Below are 15927 nucleotides of genomic sequence, written 5' to 3'. Positions count from 1 at the left end.
GGGTACTAGGTAACGGCAATGTGATTCTCGCGCTGAATCGAAGCGCCAAGTACCCCGGCGGCGGGATCGCTGAGGTAGACAAAAAGGGCACGGTGCTCTTTGACTGGAAAGGCACCCAGTCTGAAATCAACACGGTGCAGGAAATCGGCAAGGGGCGCTTACTCTGCACGGAGGCAGGGAATAATCCGCGTATCTTGGAGATAGAGAAAAAGTCCGGCGAGATCAAAGTGGAAGTTCCGATCCAAGCGCAGACCAAAGACCACCACCTTCAGACCCGCATGACCCGCAAGCTGAAAAATGGCAACTATCTCGTGCCGCAGCTCTTAGACAAGATGGTGCGCGAGTACACGCCGCAGGGTAAGGTCGTCTGGGAGGCCAAGACACCAGACTGGGAAAAGCCTATCAATAACTGGGCGTTTACGGCTATTCGTCTCGATAACGGCAACACGCTCACCGGCTGCACACTCGGTGATCTGACGGTGGAGTTTGATAAGGCGGGGAAAGTGATCTGGTCCGTCCATGACTCCGAGCTGCCCGGCGGCCCTTTTAACGATTGCTGCGGTGTCCAGCGCCTGCCCAATGGCAACACGGTGATTACTGCCCATCACGCTCAGGGCAACGAAGTGAAGCTCGTTGAGATCACCCGCGATAAGAAAATTGTCTGGGAGCACCGTGATCCCACCAAACCTGGGATTCACCACTTTCAGATTCTTGATACGAATGGTAAACCAATCAAAGGCCGTCCACTCAAATGAACAACGCACTAATCGGAAGCCTACTCGCGCTGGGCCTGCTGGGTCAGCAGGCCGCAGCGCCCTCCGTCATTGACATCACCAAGTTCAAGCCCTACGGCTACAACAGGGGCGACGGCAACTACGTGATCGCGCCGATGTACACCAACGCACCAGAGCTGACGGCGCAGGATAGCGTGCCCAAGGGCAAGGTCTACGACTTTGTCATGAAGTCCACGGACAGCCCGCTCTTTCCGGGGATCGCGAAGAATAAGCCCGGTGAGCTCGTGCCCTACGAGCGGCGCGTGTGGGTCTACGTTCCTAGCCAGTACGTGCCCGGTAAGCCCGCACCACTGCTCGTCACCCACGATGCCATGGGGCGCGGTGAGCTCCCCAACATCCTCGACAACATGATTGCCGCCAAGCGGCTGCCTCCGATTGTCGCGGTGATGATCAGCTCCGGTGGCGGCGATGCGCAAGGCAGCGAGCGCGGTCTGGAGTACGACACGGTCTCCGGCAAGTACGCGGAGTATATCGAGACCGCCGTGCTCCCGCGCGTCAGTAAAGATTACGGTGTCATTTTCTCGAAAGACCCAGATGCCCGCGCGACCATGGGCTGTAGCTCGGGTGCGGCGGCGGCGTTCTCGATGGCCTGGTTTCGCCCCGATCTCTACCACCGTGTGATTAGCTACTCGGGAACCTATGTTGACCAGCAGTCGCCAAAGAACCCGGAGTCACCACGCGGTGCCTGGGAGTACCATGCAAGTATTCTGCCCCAGTCGAAGCGCAAGCCGCTCCGTATCTGGATGCATGTCAGTGAGAACGACAACCGTGCCAAGGACCCTGAGGAGACGCTCCACAACTGGGTGATGGCCAACGATCGCATGGCAAAGATCCTGAAGGCGAAGAAGTACCCCTACCAGTTTGTCTTCTCCAAAGAGTCCGGCCACTGCGACGGGCGTGTGACCCGCCAGACCCTTGCCCAGGCGCTAGAGTTTGCCTGGAAGGGCTACAAAGACCGGGGGCGGTAGGCACATATACTGCGGAGAAAGTGACAACGGGAACCATTTCTCCGCCAGCGGGTACACTCTCCCGGAATGGCTACAATTCTTGGCATTGATCTGGGCACAACCAACTCGCTGGTCGCGGTGGTAACGGCGGGTGTCCCGCAGGTTCTGGGGGGACTGCTTCCCTCCGTGGTGTACTTCCCCGAGGACGGCACCACGCCGCTCGTGGGCACGGGAGCACTTGCGTATCTGACGTCGCACCCGACCCGCACGATCTACTCGGCCAAGCGGCTGATGGGTAAGGGCCACGGGGACGCCGAGACGCTCCGTGGGAGCCTTCCCTACCTGCTCACCGGCAACTGCCAGATCGCGCTCGGGGAGCGACTGCTCAGTGCCCCCGAGGTCGGGGCATGGGTGCTACGGACACTGAAGCAAACTGCCGAGAAAGCGCTGGGCGAGCCGGTGTCCAAAGCCGTGATCACGGTTCCGGCCTACTTCAACGACTCCCAGCGCCAAGCCACCAAAGACGCGGGCGAGCTGGCGGGCCTCGATGTCATCCGTATTGTCAACGAGCCCACGGCGGCGAGCCTGGCCTACGGGCTACAGAACACGAAAACGGCCACCATTGCCGTTTTTGATCTGGGCGGCGGCACGTTCGACATTTCAATTCTGCGCCTGGAAGACGGCCTCTTTGAGGTGCTCGCCACCGGCGGCGACACGCGCCTGGGCGGCGACGACTTCGACGATGCGCTGGTGGCTTGGCTCCGCGCACGCGCCGTGCTCCCACATACCGAACCCGCGACCATTCGCCTTGCTGCCGAGAAGGCCAAGCGCGAGCTGAGCGAGAAAACGGTTACTGATCTCTTCGGGATCGCACTCACCCGCGAGGATTTTGAGGAGGCTATCGCGCCCCTGATAGAGCGAACTCTCGCCGCTTGCCGCCAGTGCCTCACCGATTCCGGCCTACAGACCCGCGAGATCGCCGAAGTGGTGCTGGTGGGTGGTTCCACGCGTGTCCCCGCCGTGCGCGATGCCGTCGGGAAGCTCTTTGGCCTTGCGCCGCACACGCACCTGAACCCCGATGAAGTGGTCGCACTCGGTGCCGCACTCCAGGCTGATATTCTCTCGGGAAACCGCGATGACTTGCTCTTGCTAGATGTGACCCCACTCTCACTCGGGATCGAGACGATGGGCGGCGCGGTCGAGAAGCTTATTTTTCGGAACTCAAAAATCCCCAGCACCGCCAAAGAGGAGTTCACCACCAGCGTGGACGGCCAGACCAAAGTGCTGCTCCACGTGGTTCAGGGCGAGCGCGAGCTAGCCGCCGACAACCGCTCGCTGGCACGCATTGAGCTTTCGGGAATCCCCCCCCTGCCCGCTGGTGTCCCTAAAATCGAAGTTCATTTTCTGCTCGATGCCAACGGGATTCTGCAAGTGAGCGCGAAAGAGCTGCGCTCGGGTGTGGCCACTGAGGTGCGCATCAAGCCCAGCTACGGCCTCGATCAATCGCAGATCAAGCAGCGCGTCCGCGACTCGTTTCTCCACGCCGACGAGGACTTCGCCGCCCGGATGCTCGCCGATATGCGCACCGAGGCCCAGGCTGCCATTCTAGGGGCGCAAAAACTCCTCACCCGCTACGACGGCGATGACAAACCCTCTATCGAGGCAGCGCTGGCCGAGCTGATCGTTGCCCAAGAAAGCGCTTCCGACCACAACCTCATCCGCGAGAAGATCGAAGCCCTCGACAAGATCGGGGAGAACCTCGCCGCCAGCGCCATGAGTAGCATTGCCAAGAGCCTCATCGCCGGGAAAACCCTCGCCGAGGCCAGCGAGTATCTGGAGGAGCGCAAGAAAAACGATGGGCTTTGATATAATGCCAGCATGACCACAACACGTGCAGACGACGAGATTATTGATCTGCTCGCGACGGCTCCGCAGATGCAGGACTACCGGCCTTCCGACGAAGCCAAGGAGCGTTTCTGGGAGCTGGTTCAGCGCAAAAAAGACGCGACTCTCACTATCGCCGAACAGATCGAGCTAGAGCACTACAACCGCCTAGAGCATCTCATACGAATGGCAAAAGCACAAGCACGACAGAAGTATCCCCAACCGGCATGAGCCATACCCACATTCCAGCCGCACTCCGTCGCCTCGTAGTGGAGCGGGCGAGGTATCGTTGTGAGTACTGCGGAATCCATGAAGATGACACTGCTTTTGGCTGCCACATAGACCACATTATTGCAGAAAAGCACCGAGGGCGAACCGATGAAGCCAATCTGGCTTATGCCTGTGGTTTCTGCAATCAGAACAAGGGAAGCGACATTGCCTCCGTCCTCTCACCCGATACCCCCGAAATTATTCGCTTCTTCCACCCAAGGCGTGACCTCTGGGAAGACCACTTTAGCCTCAATAATGATTTCGTCATAGAAGGCATTACGGATATTGGCAGAGTAACGGCGGAGATTTTTGGGTTCAATCAGCCAGAGCGTGTCGCAGAGCGTCGGTTACTATGACCATCCCCTTTGATTTCTTCGTCCTCGCTGGCGTCGCTGCGGAGCTTCGGGCTGCGCTGGTCGGGGGGCGGATTCAGAAAGTGCAGCAGCCGTCGGCCAATGAGCTTATTTTGAGCACGTTCTCCAAAGTGGCGGGCGGGCGGCGCTTGCTACTCTGCGTGGATCCCCACGCGGCGCGGGTGCACTTTACGCAGATCAAGCGCGACAACCCGACGCAGCCGCCGGGGTTTTGCCAGATCGCACGGAAGTACTTAGAGGGTGCGTGGATCGAATCCATAGAGATGCCCTATCCGGACAGAATTCTGCACCTCGTCTGCCGCACGGTCGAGGGCGAGCGCGTGACCCTGATCTGCGAGCTGATGGGCCGTAACTCCAATGTGATCCTCACCAGCGGCGCAGGCGTCGTGCGAGGGGTGCTGCGCCACGGCGGCGAGCGCGAGATGCATCATGGCGCGGCCTACAAATCGCCGCCGGGAATCTCCACCGACGCCCCGTTTCTCTCCAAGTTTGCCGAGACGGAGGCAGCACTGCGGCCCGAAGGAGAGCTTCTCCAGCGCACGAAGCTTGAGCAGTTTGCACCGCACTCGATTCAAGATGCCGAAGGTCACACAGTAGGCGTCTGGGCCTTTGAGACCAAGAGCGTGACGGGCTTTCCGCGCGAGAGCATCTCGGTCGCGCTAGACACGTTCTGGGCGACCAAGCTCAGCGAAAAGGCCGAAGACAGCGCCGAAGCAACGGCGGAAAGAGCACGCCAGCAAGCGCTCACCCGTGTCGAGAAACAGCTCGCCGAGCTAGAGCGTACATTTGCCGAAGCCGCCAATGCAGACAAACACGAAGAGTGCGGGAACTTGCTTCTGGCGCATCTCAGCCAAATCACCAAAGGGGTGGAGAGCGCCGAGGTGACGGACTTCTACAACGATAATGCACCTCGCACCATCGCGCTCGATCCCAAGAAAACGCCGCACGAGAACGCCGAAGCCTGGTTTAATCGCGCCCGCAAGGCACGCGATGCCGCCGAGTACGCGACAAAGCGCAAAGCGGAGCTAGAAGTGGAACGCGCAGCGCTCCAGCTAAATCCCCCCCTTCGCAGCGAGGAACGAGCGATTGCCGGAGGGGGTGGCGGCGCTAAAGCCGCCGGGGGAGGAGAGCGAGCCGGGGGAGGCAAAAACGCGGGTCAGGGGGGAAAGAAATTCGAGGGCCACAAGATCCGCACCCTCACGCTCGATGGCGAATGGACGCTCTACATCGGAGAGAATGCCACCAGCAACGATTACTTACTGACTCGTGTCGCCGCGCCCAAAGACCTCTGGTTTCATATCCGAGGGGTCGCCGGAGCGCACGGTGTGCTGCGTACCAACGCCCACCCGGAGCGTGTCCCCGACAGTATCTTGCGAAAAGCCGCAGGTTTAGTTGCCGCGCGCTCGGGCGAGAAACACGCGGGCCTGGTTCCTGTAGACTACACCGAGCGCCGCTACGTTCGAAAGCCGCGCGGTGCCAAGCCTGGCCAGGCAGTCTACACCGTCGCAAAAACGATGGATGTGGAACCGTCGCCCTAGCCCCCGCAAACAGGGAAATGCAGGTACAATGCCCGCATGAAATCGTATCTCCCTCTCTTGATCTTGCCTGCGATTGCGCTGGTCTTCACACTGACTGAGGCACAGTCTAAGATCCAGGTAAAGGCCACTCAGAACATGGTGAAGTCCGCCAATGGACTTCTCTCGTTGCTCACGACCGAGCAGAAAGCCAAGGCGCTCTTTGCCTTTACTGATGCTGAGCGCACCAACTGGCACTTTGTCCCACGCGATGACCGCAAGGGCGTGCAGCTCAAAGAAATGGACGCCCAGCAGAAAGCGGCGGCGCTGGCACTGCTAAAAACCGGGCTCTCGCAGAAGGGCTACACAAAAGCCACGACGATCATGGCAATGGAAAACGTCCTGAAGGCTATTGAGAAGGGCACCGGCCCGGTGCGCGATACCGAGCGCTACTTTGTCTCGTTCTTTGGGACGCCCCCCTTCGCGGCGAGCAAGCCCTGGGGGTGGCGCTTTGAGGGGCATCACTTCGCGCTTAATGTCACGCTGGTGGGTGGGAAAGTGGCGGCGAGCCCGAATTTCTACGGCACCAACCCGGCAGAGATTCGCGTGGATGACGGGGGAATGAAGGGCACTCGTGCTCTTAAAGACGAAGAAGAGGCGGCGCGGGCGCTTCTGACAGCGCTCACCCCCGAGCAGCAGAAAATCGCGATCTACGACGTAGCGGCTCCCAATGATATCTTCACGGGCGATAAGAAGAAAGTCGCGGCGCTGGAAGCCAAGGGGATTGCGTACAAAGAGCTGACGAAAGAGCAGAAGAAGCGACTCGATGCGCTGATCGGAGTGCATACGGGCAATATGGCATCGGATCTGGCAAGCGCTCGCACAGCAAAACTTAAGAAAGCCGGAAAAGACGGGATTCTCTTTGCCTGGGCGGGCGAGACGGAAATTGGCAAGCGTCACTACTACCGCATTCAAGGCCCGACTTTCTTAGTGGAGTACGACAACACCCAGAACAACGCCAATCATATCCATAGTGTCTGGCGGGACTTCGACGGCGACTTTGGCGAGGATCTGATCGCCGAGCACCTCGCGAGCGAAAAACACTAAAGAGCTAAGATGAAGGCAGTTTTTGTCACAGAGCTGGGGGAGATCGAGGTGTTGCTCGACGAAAAACACGCCCCGACCACGGTGAAGAACTTCCTGCGGTATGTCGCGGCGAAGGCCTACGACGGAGGGACATTCTACCGTACTGTCACTACGGAGCCGGATAACCAGCGGGATAAAACCATCAAGATCAATGTCATCCAGGGCGGTGCGCGGGACGGCTTCAAGGCCTTCCCACCAATTGCCCTTGAGCGCACGAGCAAGACCGGCATCAAGCACAAAAACGGCGTACTCTCCATGGCGCGCGACACCCCAAACTCAGCGACCGAGGCGATCTTTATATGCGTGGGAGATCAACCAGAGCTAGACTTTGGTGGCAAGCGCAACCCTGACGGTCAAGGATTCGCCGCATTTGGCAAAGTGATTCGTGGAATGGATGTTGTGAAGAAAATCCACAAGAGCCCCGCCAAAGAGCAGAGTCTCACCCCAAAGATTGCGATTCAGAAAGTGGTGAAAAAGTGAGTTTGGAGAAGCGTCCACTGGGCCGCACGGGTTTGGAGGTATCGGCAATCGGGCTGGGTGGCGCGGGTATTGGGGGTATCTACCAAAACACGGTGGCGGATCGAGATACCGTAGACACTGTCGAGCTGGCGCTGAACCGTGGGATTAACTTTATTGACACGTCGCCTCTCTACGGTCAGAGCGAGCGCCGACTAGGGATCGCGCTGCGTGGCGTGGACCGCACGAGTTACTTTCTCTCCACCAAGACAGGAACGCACCCGGACTATAAGCAAGACTACTCCTGGGACGGGACGCTGCACACCGTCGAGAACTCGCTCAAGCTACTGGGCGTGGACTACTTTGACATTCTGCTCGTACACGACCCAGAGAAGATCGAGCCCGTCTTTGCCAAGCGCGGAGCGCTCGAAGCTCTGGAGTGGCTTCGCGAGCAGGGCGTGGTCAAAAATATCGGGCTGGGCCAGCGGCACCATCACTTTCACAAGCAAGCCATCAAGAGCGGGCGCTTCGATGTGATCCTCACCTACAACGACTACCATGTCACCCGCACCACCGCGCTGACCGAAGGGCTTTTAGAGACTGCCGCTGAGCATCATATTGGCGTGCTCAATGGCTCCCCCATGGGCCACGGCCTGCTCACCGGTGTTGATCCGCGCACGCTCCACACGCCGCACCTGATTGAGCGCGATGCAAAGGCCGCAACAATTTTCTACGACTGGTGCCAGAGGAAGAAACTCAACCAGAAGGCCGTGGTTCTGCAGAGCTGCCTGCGCCAGCCGCTGATTCATTGCACGCTCACGGGGGCAAAAAACAAGGCGGAGCTTAGAGAGAATCTGGATGCGCTGCAAGAGCCGATCAGCGATGGTTTTTGGGAGGACCTGAAGGCACTCAATCTCACTGAGGGACAAGTCTAATCTGTCGCCCGACGGGATCAAGTTCGATTACCCTGAAACGGCTGATAAAGTCCATTCCAAGCAGAAGCCCGTGCTCAAAGCCGCTCGCCGGGTTGTGCACCGTGTCCAGAAACGACGCGGCAGTGGCCTCCGTGTAGCTCGTGAGTGGCTGACTTGCCTGGGAGAGTAGGTCAAACCCAACCGCCAGTGAGCGTGTCTCGATGCGCTTATGAGACTGGCCAATCCCGATAGAAGCTTGGAGCGTACCACGACGGAAGTGAGGCGTTAGCTGTGCTCCTGCTCGGAGCGAGAAAAAGTCCTCCGTTGCTCCCGTATCCAGGATCGCCCAGAGTGGCACTTCTGTCATCTGATCGCGCCGACGGCACCGCACCCCAATCACAGGCTGATCCAGGATGAGATGAAGCGGCAGTTGCAGCGCCCCACTTTCCTGCACAGAAGGCCGCTCCAGCAGTGTGAGCGTGTTTTGACGCAGATCCAGCCGCTGTATCCGCTCTCCAAAAACTCGCCAGCCCACGAGCCCGTCGAAGCCCCCTAGGTTTGCGGGAGCAGATTCCACCGGCAAGGAACGTAGCTCCAGGGTATCCAAGCGCAGCCGCTCCGCGCGGTGAAGGCCTCCCCCACTTTGCCCCTGGAGCCCCGTCACCACTGTGCTCGCAACAAACAGAGGGCGTAGCCTTGCCACTGCGGCAGAGGTTAGCAAAAAGTGCCGCCCGCCTCCCGTATCGTAGAGCAGCCGCATGCGGTGCCCATCCACTTCGGCATCGAAGTAGAGCATTCCCCGAGAATCACGCTTGAGGCGCAGTGTCTGCACGGGTAAGGACTCACCGACCGGACAGAAAACCTGCCCACCGGGAAAAGCATCGGTGAAGCGCAGGGCATTTAAGGCACTCTCACGAAGCGGCTTGCTCCAGAAATCAAAGGGATAGCCACGGGGTGCCAGTCGGGCGAGGGTTGCGGCAGAACGGGCAGCCTCCTGGGAATCAAGCGTTGCGGAGAGCAGAGCCAGCCAGCCTTCCGCGCGCTCAGGGCGCAGTGCAGTCGCCTGTCGTAGATAGCCTCCGGCGGCGACAGCGTCCGCGTCCCAGCGAAGGGCAAGGGCACCCCGTGCGACCAGTGGCCAGTATGCCTGAGGATCGCACCGCCCGGCCCACTCCGCACTCTCGCGTGCCCGCTGTGGTTGCCCTGCACGCAGGTACGCCAGGGCCAGAAGCCCTTCCCGCTCGGGGGTAGACGCGGGTGCACTCTCCCCCGCTACAATCGCTTCCTGCCAGCGATCCAGCCGCAGCAGCGATCTGAGTTCGCCTTCGTAGAGCCGTCGTGCCCGATAGCCCGCCCGCGCCCGAGTGAACTCCCCCTGCTGGAAGAGGACATCGGGAAGAATCGGGGAGAGCGCAGCGGCGGCAACCCTAGAGATCTGTGGCATACACCGTCATTTTACCGGCCTTACTTGTAGATCCACCAGCTAGCAAATCTACCAGGCACTACTTTGCCCTCATGTTCTTCGCCCACGAGAGACCGCTCGTAGGATGATCAACAAAACAACGGCTCCCACAAAGGCGACGGCGGTGCTCCCGCCCCATCCGCTGTAGCTATGGCCGAGTAAGGTCTTAAACAACCAGCCCCCCAGGAAAGCACCGAGGATCCCCACGAGCAGATCGCCCAGAATGCCGCCAGGGCCTTCACCGGGAACCACCATTTTGGCGAGGACACCCGCCACGATCCCCACGATGATCCAAAAAATGAGATATTCCACTCTATTGCCCTCCCCCGGTCGAGCCGGGTTTTTCAGGCGCACCGGGCTCACCCGTTTGTCCAGGCTGTCCAGGTTGACCGGGCTGTCCAGGTTGACCGGGTGAGCCGGGTGCCCCCGGTGCGCCCGGCCTCCCAGGGGCACCGGGAGCACCAGGCACGACGATGACCCGAGAGGGTGCCGGTGGGCCCGGCACGACGACAGTGGTGTGAGTTGGAGCGGGCGGATCAGAGGGCTCCACTGTCGTGCAGCCCGTAATCGCTGTCAGTGCGAAAGCTAAAATAGCCAACGGCAGCTTCATAGGGTTGCCTTGCCCTTGGTTAGTAGGTTGAAGATCATCAGGATCACCGCAATCACGAGGACGAGGTGAATAAGTGGCCCTCCGAAACTCATAACCTGACCAAATAGCCAGAATGCAAAGAGTACGGTGATTACTGTCCAAAGTAAATTATTCATGGTATGTTTTCCTTAAGTTTTAGTTACGGATTTGTCATTACAGGGAGACATTCAGGAGAAATATTAAGAGTGACAGACAATCCATTGTCTTGCCAAAGAAAATTACCACAACCTGGATAGACCGTTTGATCTGAGCGGTAATAAACCGTGCGGCCTTCTTTCCATAGGCTGAGAGTGGCCTTCTCTAGCGTGAGCGTCATTCGATGACTGTCCCACCACTTTCCTGCACCACAGTCGGGTATGTTGCAACCCTCTCCTTGTTGTCCTGGCGTATTGGTAGATCCATTGGCGTTAATGATGACATCATCCGCAGATGTCTCCAGATTTGTGAACGCCCCCTCGGATTTTGTTTGGTTGATAATTTGCACCAGTCTGATACTCATCTCTGTTCTCCTTTCACTCTCATTTCTAAAGTTTAGTGTCGATCAGGCCTGTGATTCCCACACCATAGACACGTGCTAGCTTGGAGCTATTTTTCACATCGCGAGTGGAGATGGGGATAAGCCCCTTAATCCGCAGGGATGCACCAAGGCGCACGTTCCCCTCAAGCTGAGCGACTGCCCGGACACTATCTACAGCACGTCGTGGCCCCGATACCTGCGCTGCACCCGCATTGATTCCTTGTCCCACGGAGAGAATCGGAACGACTTTCGTCTTGTTGCCTGCCTCGCCGCTCGGATCGCCTGTCAGCTTATTGACCGCCTTATTGATCTCTCCCCCGAAGCGATCCACAACAAAGACAATCCCGGCACCCTTCAAAATATCTTCGAGCTGGGCTTGTGCCTGAGGGGTAGCCACTATTGCTCCTAAAAAAACGGCACTCATGCCAAAAAGGGCTTTTTGTGTTCGGAAATTTATTTTATTCATTCTTTTTTTCTCGTCTTTTTTTCTGGGATCACGTCTCAGTAAATATTTAATGCCTGTTGGTACTCTAAGTTAATACTAGAAATGGGAGGGAGATTTGTGGGATAAAGATGCTCACCACCCTCTATTAGCTCAGTAGGTACAATGGGATCACTTTGCTCAACACGGATCAGTGTAATCAGTACTTGAAGAGGCTCATCTCCTGTGTTTTTAATTTGGAAAGTACACCCAGAAGGTTCGTAGTAAAGTGTCTCTTCCACAAGATTCACCTCTTTATTCCCATTAACTGTCATGGTTCCACAGCCTTTTTGTGGCACGAGAACGACTTCAAAGCGCTTATGTGCGTGCGAAGGCATCTCTTGACCGGGTTTAAGAAAGAGCAGGATCGCCTCACTTTGCTCTCCTTTGTAGACGCACTTGACAACGAATTTATCATCGCTGTATTGCTCCATATCCCGCATGTTCTTGTGCATTGATTTTCTTCTTTTTAGCGTTTCAAGTTTTTATTGGTTTTATTGACATATTTATTTTTCTGTCGGAAGAGATCGGGCCGAGCGCGTAGCTTTGGCATGACCTTTCGAAGGTGCACTGCCCATTGCTCCGCGAGCGCCAGTGGTGTCGAGTCATGTGCCTTGGCCTCCTGTACTCCAATAGGAACAATCAGGTGACCATTTGCGACAATTTTATAACCGTAGTCACCCAGCGCTTTGACCTGGATATCCGAGGCTTTCAGACGCGGATTATTGAGGATGTTGCGAAGACGGTCATAGACATCATCGGAGCGCTCCTGATCTGTTTTATCGAGGTCACGATCTGCTTTCAGCACGAAAAGCGTCTCGCCCCCCAGCCCGATGGACATCTCGGCATGTGCGGTTCCTACTAAAAGTAAGAGCAATCCGGCTACCAGCACGTTTTTTTGTTTCATTTTAATTTCCTCTAACGTTCTTGTTCTTGCTAAATAGTTATCTATTGTGATAGCGAACATAGTAAAGACGCTTTTGCCCGCGCATCACCCAATAGCCAATTTTTTTACCCTGGCTATAACGATAACTGCGCGATGTTTTCTGTGACTTTCGCTGATCGTCATACTTCTTCGCAGCATAGGCTGCTCCTGCTCCTAGGGCGAGACCCGTCTTCGGATCACCTTTGAGCGTTTTATGGATTGCAAGAGCGCCCAAGCCTATCCCAAGGTTTCGCATGTCATTTTTATCTTTTTGACTTTTTGTCTGCGCAAAACTCATACCTGTTGTTGCTAACATCAGGCTGGCAATGGCTAGAGCGAGTGTGGGAAATCGGTTCATCTTCTTAAATCCTTTTTTTAGCGTTTCTTAGTTCTTCAATAGAAGTCATATGCAGCATAAGGAACCAGGTTCCCCTTTTTTACCTAAGAGATTGAGATAAGATGCAAGCACAGAGATAAGATGCAAATACAAATGAAATACTATGGCTGGCGTATGGGAATCGTTTTCAGCCTTTTTTTTGCCCTACTCATCGGGGATGCCTATTTGGCTAACCGCTCGACGCAGGGTTTGACCGAGGCGCAGGAACTGATTGCTCATAGCTGGGAAGTGCGTGTGAAGCTGCGCGACACGCAGATTCAGTTTGAGAAATCTATCTCCGCTGGCCGAGGATATGTACTACTAGATGATGTCTCAAATATCCAGACCATGGAAGTTGCCCAGAAGGCGATGAAAGCCGACATTGATAACCTCAGTACGCTGGTGAAAGATAATGCGCTGCAACTGGGAAACATCAAAAAGCTGCGCGTGATCGTCGAGGATGAGGTTCGGGTGGTGGCGGAGGCCGTGAGTCATAAGCAGAAGCTGGGCGAGCTCTGGAAGGCGGATAAGTCGCGGGCTTTCACGATGCGGGCGCTCTCCTCGAAAAACTACACCACGGCGCTTCTTTCCTGCCTCAGTGACATGGAGCGAGAAGAGAGTCGCCTCTCGCTGATACGCCACATCGAGGCAAAATCCTTTGAGCGTCAGACCCGCCTCACGATCTTCGGAGCGGCGGGTATTGCGTGTGCGGCTCTCGTGGCGACGTTTATTCTTGCCTATCTCATGCTGCGCGAGAGGTTCCGGGGCGAGACGGTGATGCGCCTGGCCAACACGGAGCTTGAGGTGCGCGTCGGGGACCGAACGGCGAGTCTTCAGCAGGTTAACGAGCACCTTCAGATGGCTAACAACGAGCTGGAGGCGTTCTCCTACACCGTCTCGCATGACCTGCGGGCTCCCCTGCGCCACATGGTCGGTTTCGCCGATCTGCTGGAACAGAAGTCCGCGGGGCTATTAGACGAATCAGGGCAGCGGTATCTCAATCTGATTAAAGAGGCAGGCTTGCGTGCAGGGCGGCTCATTGATGATCTGCTGACGTTCTCGCGCATGAGCCGCGCCGAGCTGCGCCATAGCCTGATTCCGATGCAAGAGATTGTGGATCGCATCTGTGGGGAGCTCAACGACGAGCATCCCTCGCACAAAATCCACTGGGCGGTCATGCCGCTGCCCAATGTTTGGGGAGACCCGGTGCTTGCCAATCAGGTCTGGCGAAACCTCCTCGACAATGCGGTGAAGTACTCCAGCAAACAAGAAATCTCTCAAGTTGCTGTCGGCTACCGCAAGACCGACACCGAGCTGGAGTTTTATGTCCGAGATAATGGGGTCGGCTTTGACATGTCGCACGCTGAGAAGCTCTTTGGGGTCTTTCAGCGCCTGCACGAGACTGAGGATTTTGAGGGAACGGGAATCGGGCTGGTGACCGTGCGCCGAATTATCGTCCGACACGGAGGCCGCACCTGGGCGCAGAGCGAGCCGGGCCACGGTGCGACGTTCTACTTCTCTCTGCCCCTCGCGTGCTTGGAAAAACCACAATGAAATCAATTTTACTCGTCGAAGACAACCCCAATGACATCGAGCTCGCTCTGGGGGCACTCGCATCGGAGACCTATGCTGAGAATATTATCGTCGCCAAAGATGGTCAGCACGCGCTTGATTTTCTCTATCGCTCGGGTCAGCACACAGCGCGCGAACCGGGAAACCCGATCTTAATCATGCTAGACCTCAAGCTGCCTCGTGTGGACGGCCTAGAAGTGCTGCGGCGCGTGAAAGCCGATCCCGTGCTCAAGCACATTCCCGTGGTGATGTTCACGGGCTCCGGCGAGGAGTCTGATCTGCACACCAGCTACGGACTTGGAGTGAATGCCTATGTGGTCAAGCCTGTTGATTTTAGTGAGTACGCCACGGCCTTGAAGATGATCGGTAGGTTCTGGACCCAGATCAATCAGGCTCCCTCTGTTTTAGTTTTAGGAGAAGGAGTGGAAATACAATGAAAAAAGTCCTATTTGTGGAAGATAATCTCAATGATATTGAGCTGGCTATGGAAACACTCTCTCAAGAGATCTATGCCGATGCAATTGTTATTGCTAAAGATGGTCAACACGCACTTGATTTTCTCTACAGATCTGGGGTACATCAGGATCGCGAGCCAGGGAACCCGATCTTGATTATGCTTGATATTAAACTGCCTAAAATGGACGGTTTAGAAGTGCTGCGGCGCGTGAAAGCCGACCCCATTCTCAAAGATATCCCAATTATTATGTTTACCGGCTCCGCTGAAGACTCAGATCTAAAAACAAGCTATGCACTGGGAGCGAATGCCTACGTCGTTAAACCGATTAATTTTGCCAAGTACGCGCTAGCACTACAGTCCATCAGCAATTTCTGGACAAAGATCAACGAGCCGCCGCAGGACTCTGGGATAGTTGTATGATAACCTACCAGTTGTTGCATTTAGAAGACAATCCCAGTGATGCGGAGCTTGTTCTGGCTTGTCTTGATGCCTCCGCGATTCGGTACAACATTGCTTTAGTCACGAATCAAGCGGACTACCTCCAGGCACTTACCGAGAAGCTGCCCGATCTCGTCATCTCTGATTTTCGTCTGCGATACTTTGATGGTATCCAAGCGTTTCAATTCTTGCAGGAGCATAATACAGTCATACCGTTTATCTTGCTGTCTGGTGCGCTTCGGGAGAACAATGCCGTCGAGTGCCTCAAGCTCGGGATGACGGACTTCATCCTCAAGCACCACCTGGAGCGTCTTCCGCCTCTTGTCGAGCGTGCGCTGCGGGAAGCCCAGGAGCGCCGGGAGCGGATCGCCGCCCAGGCAGCTCTGCTGGAACGTCACCAGGAAATTGAGGATCTGAACAAGAGGCTCCAGAGGGCTATATGGGAGAGCCAGCATCGCATCAAAAATAATCTACAGATACTCAACGGCCTCGTGGATGCAATGCGTACAGACAAGACTTCGGGCTCACCCCAGTCATTGGAGCGCCTCGCGAGCCATATCCGTGGCCTGGCAACACTGCACGATGTGCTTTCCTATCAGACAAACACCCCCGGAGTATCTCTGGATCGTCTCTCTGCACGGTTGGCCTTGGAGCGTCTGATTCCCGCAATGGCAAGCGTCCTCGCACCACGCACACTGACCCTGGATGCAGAGGATGTTGAGCTAACGGTCAAGCAGGTCACTTCTCTGTC

Annotated in this window: 22 protein-coding genes; 13 read left to right on the top strand and 9 right to left on the bottom strand. The window is 56.6% G+C overall.

Features of this window, described 5'->3' with window-relative positions:
- The 9 genes from ACH2EH_RS07920 to ACH2EH_RS07880 form a co-directional block, all read left to right on the top strand.
- On the top strand, positions 1 to 755 hold a 755-nt coding region (locus ACH2EH_RS07920; RefSeq protein WP_395140554.1), incomplete at its 5' end, for a hypothetical protein.
- Positions 752 to 1762: an alpha/beta hydrolase gene (locus ACH2EH_RS07915; protein WP_395140552.1), complete on the top strand. Its 1011-nt coding sequence runs from the start codon at positions 752 to 754 to the stop codon at positions 1760 to 1762. The genes ACH2EH_RS07920 and ACH2EH_RS07915, both read left to right, overlap by 4 nt.
- A 66-nt stretch (positions 1763 to 1828) precedes the next feature.
- The gene (gene hscA, locus ACH2EH_RS07910; protein ID WP_395140550.1) at positions 1829 to 3607 is read left to right on the top strand and encodes a Fe-S protein assembly chaperone HscA; all 1779 of its coding nucleotides are present in this window, start codon (positions 1829 to 1831) and stop codon (positions 3605 to 3607) included.
- Positions 3608 to 3619: 12 nt separating this feature from the next.
- A complete protein-coding gene (locus tag ACH2EH_RS07905) occupies positions 3620 to 3856 on the top strand; it encodes a hypothetical protein (protein ID WP_395140548.1) in 237 nt (78 codons plus the stop codon).
- Entirely contained in the window at positions 3853 to 4251 is a 399-nt protein-coding gene (locus ACH2EH_RS07900) for an HNH endonuclease (protein WP_395140546.1), read from the top strand. Before ACH2EH_RS07905 ends, ACH2EH_RS07900 begins: the two co-directional genes overlap by 4 nt.
- Complete coding sequence (locus ACH2EH_RS07895; protein ID WP_395140544.1) at positions 4248 to 5807, top strand: NFACT family protein; 1560 nt, start codon at positions 4248 to 4250, stop codon at positions 5805 to 5807. Before ACH2EH_RS07900 ends, ACH2EH_RS07895 begins: the two co-directional genes overlap by 4 nt.
- 36 nt (positions 5808 to 5843) lie before the next feature.
- Entirely contained in the window at positions 5844 to 6890 is a 1047-nt protein-coding gene (locus ACH2EH_RS07890) for a DUF3500 domain-containing protein (protein WP_395140542.1), read from the top strand.
- Between the two features lie 9 nt (positions 6891 to 6899).
- Positions 6900 to 7409 carry a peptidylprolyl isomerase gene (locus ACH2EH_RS07885; protein ID WP_395140540.1) on the top strand — a complete coding sequence of 170 codons (510 nt, stop codon included), beginning with the start codon at positions 6900 to 6902 and terminating at the stop codon, positions 7407 to 7409.
- Positions 7406 to 8320, top strand: coding sequence for an aldo/keto reductase (locus ACH2EH_RS07880; protein ID WP_395140538.1), 915 nt, complete (start codon positions 7406 to 7408; stop codon positions 8318 to 8320). The genes ACH2EH_RS07885 and ACH2EH_RS07880 overlap by 4 nt, the downstream gene beginning before the upstream one ends.
- On the opposite strand, the gene ACH2EH_RS07875 is transcribed toward ACH2EH_RS07880, so the two are convergent.
- From ACH2EH_RS07875 to ACH2EH_RS07835, 9 genes are all read right to left on the bottom strand, one after another.
- Positions 8301 to 9743, bottom strand: coding sequence for a hypothetical protein (locus tag ACH2EH_RS07875; RefSeq protein WP_395140536.1), 1443 nt, complete (start codon positions 9741 to 9743; stop codon positions 8301 to 8303). The genes ACH2EH_RS07880 and ACH2EH_RS07875 overlap by 20 nt on opposite strands.
- 69 nt (positions 9744 to 9812) lie before the next feature.
- On the bottom strand, positions 9813 to 10073 hold the full coding sequence (locus ACH2EH_RS07870; RefSeq protein WP_395140534.1) for a GlsB/YeaQ/YmgE family stress response membrane protein: 261 nt from the start codon (positions 10071 to 10073) through the stop codon (positions 9813 to 9815).
- A gap of 1 nt (position 10074) precedes the next feature.
- Positions 10075 to 10371 (bottom strand): hypothetical protein, encoded by a 297-nt coding sequence (locus ACH2EH_RS07865; RefSeq protein WP_395140532.1) that lies wholly within the window; start codon positions 10369 to 10371, stop codon positions 10075 to 10077.
- Positions 10368 to 10526, bottom strand: coding sequence for a lmo0937 family membrane protein (locus tag ACH2EH_RS07860; RefSeq protein ID WP_395140530.1), 159 nt, complete (start codon positions 10524 to 10526; stop codon positions 10368 to 10370). Before ACH2EH_RS07860 ends, ACH2EH_RS07865 begins: the two co-directional genes overlap by 4 nt.
- A gap of 23 nt (positions 10527 to 10549) precedes the next feature.
- On the bottom strand, positions 10550 to 10909 hold the full coding sequence (locus tag ACH2EH_RS07855; protein WP_395140528.1) for a hypothetical protein: 360 nt from the start codon (positions 10907 to 10909) through the stop codon (positions 10550 to 10552).
- Positions 10910 to 10934: 25 nt separating this feature from the next.
- Positions 10935 to 11393 carry a hypothetical protein gene (locus tag ACH2EH_RS07850; RefSeq protein WP_395140526.1) on the bottom strand — a complete coding sequence of 153 codons (459 nt, stop codon included), beginning with the start codon at positions 11391 to 11393 and terminating at the stop codon, positions 10935 to 10937.
- 35 nt (positions 11394 to 11428) lie between these two features.
- Positions 11429 to 11842 carry a cupin domain-containing protein gene (locus ACH2EH_RS07845; protein WP_395140524.1) on the bottom strand — a complete coding sequence of 138 codons (414 nt, stop codon included), beginning with the start codon at positions 11840 to 11842 and terminating at the stop codon, positions 11429 to 11431.
- Between the two features lie 35 nt (positions 11843 to 11877).
- Complete coding sequence (locus ACH2EH_RS07840; RefSeq protein ID WP_395140522.1) at positions 11878 to 12315, bottom strand: hypothetical protein; 438 nt, start codon at positions 12313 to 12315, stop codon at positions 11878 to 11880.
- 37 nt (positions 12316 to 12352) lie between these two features.
- A complete protein-coding gene (locus ACH2EH_RS07835) occupies positions 12353 to 12691 on the bottom strand; it encodes a hypothetical protein (protein WP_395140520.1) in 339 nt (112 codons plus the stop codon).
- 132 nt (positions 12692 to 12823) lie between these two features.
- Here ACH2EH_RS07835 and ACH2EH_RS07830 point away from each other — a divergent pair, with 132 nt between their 5' ends.
- From ACH2EH_RS07830 to ACH2EH_RS07815, 4 genes are all read left to right on the top strand, one after another.
- A complete protein-coding gene (locus ACH2EH_RS07830; RefSeq protein ID WP_395140518.1) occupies positions 12824 to 14263 on the top strand; it encodes an ATP-binding protein in 1440 nt (479 codons plus the stop codon).
- Complete coding sequence (locus ACH2EH_RS07825) at positions 14260 to 14718, top strand: response regulator (RefSeq protein WP_395140516.1); 459 nt, start codon at positions 14260 to 14262, stop codon at positions 14716 to 14718. The genes ACH2EH_RS07830 and ACH2EH_RS07825 overlap by 4 nt, the downstream gene beginning before the upstream one ends.
- Complete coding sequence (locus ACH2EH_RS07820; protein ID WP_395140514.1) at positions 14715 to 15158, top strand: response regulator; 444 nt, start codon at positions 14715 to 14717, stop codon at positions 15156 to 15158. Before ACH2EH_RS07825 ends, ACH2EH_RS07820 begins: the two co-directional genes overlap by 4 nt.
- A partial coding sequence (locus tag ACH2EH_RS07815; protein WP_395140512.1) for a response regulator occupies positions 15155 to 15927 on the top strand: 773 nt, incomplete at its 3' end. The genes ACH2EH_RS07820 and ACH2EH_RS07815, both read left to right, overlap by 4 nt.

The sequence above is a fragment of the Armatimonas sp. genome, from assembly GCF_043760365.1.
In the GTDB taxonomy this organism is placed as follows: Bacteria; Armatimonadota; Armatimonadia; order Armatimonadales; family Armatimonadaceae; genus Armatimonas.
The sequence above is the reverse complement of the archived record's forward strand: the minus strand, read 5'-3'. Positions and strand labels throughout refer to the sequence as shown.